General features: G+C 69.7%; 3 protein-coding genes and 1 tRNA gene. 1 reads left to right on the top strand and 3 read right to left on the bottom strand.

The features are described from left to right. A partial coding sequence (locus VNL12_RS18670; protein WP_325596540.1) for a hypothetical protein occupies window positions 1-203 on the bottom strand: 203 nt, incomplete at its 3' end. A 28-nt stretch (window positions 204-231) separates the two neighbouring features. Continuing rightward, window positions 232-1,086: a hypothetical protein gene (locus tag VNL12_RS18675; RefSeq protein WP_325596542.1), complete on the bottom strand. Its 855-nt coding sequence runs from the start codon at window positions 1,084-1,086 to the stop codon at window positions 232-234. Window positions 1,087-1,286: 200 nt separating this feature from the next. On the opposite strand from VNL12_RS18675, the gene VNL12_RS18680 reads away from it, so the two are divergent. After that, window positions 1,287-1,357 (top strand) — tRNA-Thr (locus VNL12_RS18680). Between the two features lie 11 nt (window positions 1,358-1,368). Here VNL12_RS18680 and VNL12_RS18685 read toward each other — a convergent pair. Next, window positions 1,369-2,118 (bottom strand): hypothetical protein (locus VNL12_RS18685; RefSeq protein ID WP_325596544.1); only part of this gene is annotated, 750 nt, incomplete at its 5' end.

Genomic DNA, 2,118 nt, shown 5'->3' on the forward strand with positions numbered 1-2,118 from the left:
CGGATCGGGTCGGGGTAGCTGGACCCCCACTCGGACTTCTGCATGGGCTTCGCGGGCGGCGGGCTGTACCCGATCATGTTCGTGAGCGGGGTGTCGGTCCGCCGGATCATCTTCGGCCACTCCGAGACGTCCCGGATGAACCGGTCGCTGGTGGAGTCCGAGACGTAGGAGCTGACGGGACGGTTGAAGACGGTCTGAGCCATCACGGCCCTCCTAGATATCGGTCAGGGGCTACCAGCGACCACCGCTCAGGTAGTCGTCCAGGTCGTCCGCCGGCCCACCGTTCGCGGCCCCGTGCGTGACGGTCTCGGTGCGGAAGACGCCCGAGTCGCGCTGCGCGGTGCCGGTGAGCTGGGCGGTGAGGTTGTCGATCTTGTCTTGCATGGTCTTGAGGGCCGCCTGCGTCTCGGTCTCCATCTGCTTCTTGAGCGAGACCTGCTGCTGCATGGCGGGGAGGGTGTCGAACTCCCGGAGCTGGGCGGCTCGCGCCTTCACCTTCTCCTGGAGGTCGGCCGGCAGCGCGTCCTGCATCGCCATCACGAGCGCCGTGGTGGACTGCTGGAGCCGACCGAACTGCTGACCCTGCTCGGTGAGCTGGGCCGTGACCGGATCGGCGGCGTGCTGCTGGATGTCGGCGATCAGGGCGTTGGCGTACCGGGGTAGGTCGTCGTCGGGGATGTTCCCATCCGCCAGCTTCTCGAACCCCGCCTGCCAACCCTCGATCCGCTTCTCCTCCGCTTGGCGCCGCGCCATCTCCGCCGCCGCCGCCTGGACCTCCGCGAACCGCTGGGCGGCCGCGTAGTGGGGGTTGGCGGGGTCGTCCCAGTTCTGGGTGGTCGGCTCGGTCGGCTCGGTCGGCGCGGTCGCGGCGGACACGTCCGGCTCGGCGGCCTGGTCGGTCGGCTCGTCGGCAGCGCCCGCGTTCGCCGGGTCGGCCTCGGGTGCTACCCGCTCGCCGCCTGCGTCGACCTGCCCGTCACCGTCCACGGGGGAGGCGGCTGCGCTGGCCGTGCCCTCCGGGGAGTCGTCCGGGGAGGCCACGGGGCCACCGTCAAGCATCGCGTCCAACGCCGCGTCGTCGTCCATGTCGTCAGGCTACCCTCCAATGTTCGCTGCCTCCGTCACGGATGACGCCAGCAGCGTACGCCCGCAAGATACGCCATCCCGCCCGGATGCACAACGCGAGCGTGCTAAAGTGGGCGCGTATGTCGGGTTCGATTCCCGGCCGTGCCCTCGGGCGCGTAGTTCAACGGCAGAACACGGGGCGGTATCCAATCCGCCCCTAAGCATCCGTAGCTCAGGGGAAGAGCACCGCTTTCGTAAGACGGTGACGTGGGTTCGAGTCCTGCCGGGTGCTCCCAACATCGACTACGGCAGCGTCGCCCACGGGCTGACGTACGGCTCGCTCGCCTTCGCGTAGCGGGCTGCGCCGCCCTTCGCCTGCGTGGCCCGCGATCCCCGAAACCGCGACGTGGACGACCCCTCGGAATCCTTCGAGCCGTACTTGCCGTCCGAGGTGGGGACCTGTATCCACGGCTCGCTGGCCGGCTGGGGGTAGACGACGGCGCCCGTCTCGGTCCCGCCCTTGGACTGGACCCCCATGATGGCGTTGTACCCCTCGTCGCTGGCCGCCCAGGTGTCCAGCCGCTCCTCCAGCTCCTCGCCCGTGTGCCCCTGCTTGGCGAGTGCCGCCCGCTTGTCCCCGACCGCGCGGGCGAACTCCGAGTCCGGCTGCTTGGCCTCGATCTCCTGGCGGAACCCCCGCAGCCCGAGCGTGTTCCGCTCCTCGTTGTACACCCACGACTTGTAGGTCGTGTAGTCGGTCAGCATGTCGTGGCTGCCCTTGAAGGCGTCCCGCTCGGCCTTGTACGCCGCCAGCGTCGGCTCCCCGGCGTACTGCCCCTCCCAGTCGGCCACCCAGGCGTCGGCCAGGTCGTACCGCTCGTCGTCGGACATGGCGTTGACCTCGGCTCCGGTATAGCGGACGCCCCCGATCTCCATGAACGCCGATGGCGGCAGGTCGTCGTAGACGATCCGGTTGTACCCCGTGTCGAGCGCCCGCTGGTTCTCCGTCCCGATGTCCCCGTAGCGCGCGACCTCCCCCGCCAGCGTGATCGC

This window comes from Iamia sp. (assembly GCF_035575815.1).
Lineage (GTDB): Bacteria > Actinomycetota > Acidimicrobiia > Acidimicrobiales > Iamiaceae > Iamia.